The organism is Rhizobium sp. SVR5-9E (assembly GCF_056755095.1).
In genome coordinates, this window is record NZ_JBNDHS010000237.1 from 1 (window position 1) to 636 (window position 636).

The 636-nt window shown below is 68.2% G+C and carries 1 protein-coding gene; it reads left to right on the forward strand.

Annotation, left to right across the window (positions count from 1 at the left end; genetic code table 11):
• On the forward strand, window positions 1-636 hold a 636-nt coding region (locus ACPYOJ_RS34605), incomplete at both ends, for a TolC family protein (protein WP_481420263.1).

A 636-nucleotide genomic window follows, 5' to 3' on the forward strand; every position in this document is an offset into this window, starting at 1 on the left:
CGGCGCCACCAACACCTCCGAGGGCGATGCCAATATCTCCTGGCTGCTCGATCTCTTCGGCCAGTACCGCCGTTCGAAGGAAAGCGCGCTTGCCTCGCTCGATTCGGCCTATGCCACCGCCGACGTCGCCCGCCTCGCCTTCCTGCAGGATCTCATCTCCTCCTATATCGACGCCCGCTTCTTCCAGGAGCGCCTCGCGCTGTCGAAGGACAACCTGCGCTCGCGCCAGGAAACCTACGAGCTCACCCAGTTCCAGCTGGAAGCCGGTGCCGCCTCGCGCCTCGATGTCGTCCAGGCCGAGGGCCTGGTGCAGTCGACGCAGGCCGAAATCCCCGGGCTCGAAACCAACTTCCGTGTCGCCGCCCATCACATCGCCACGCTGCTCGGCCTGCCGGCCCCGGCGCTGCTGAGCGAACTGCAGAAGGGTGCTGCCCAGCCGATCTACCGCGCCGGCATCATCTCCGGCATTCCGGCCGACCTGATCCGCAACCGTCCCGACATCCGCCGGGCCGAGCGCGATCTCGCCGCCGCCACCGCCAATATCGGCGTCGCCCAGTCGCAGCTTTATCCGACGATCGCGCTCTCCGGCTCGATCTCGCCGTCCTGGGTCAACCCGGCCGGCGGCAAGGGCGGCGG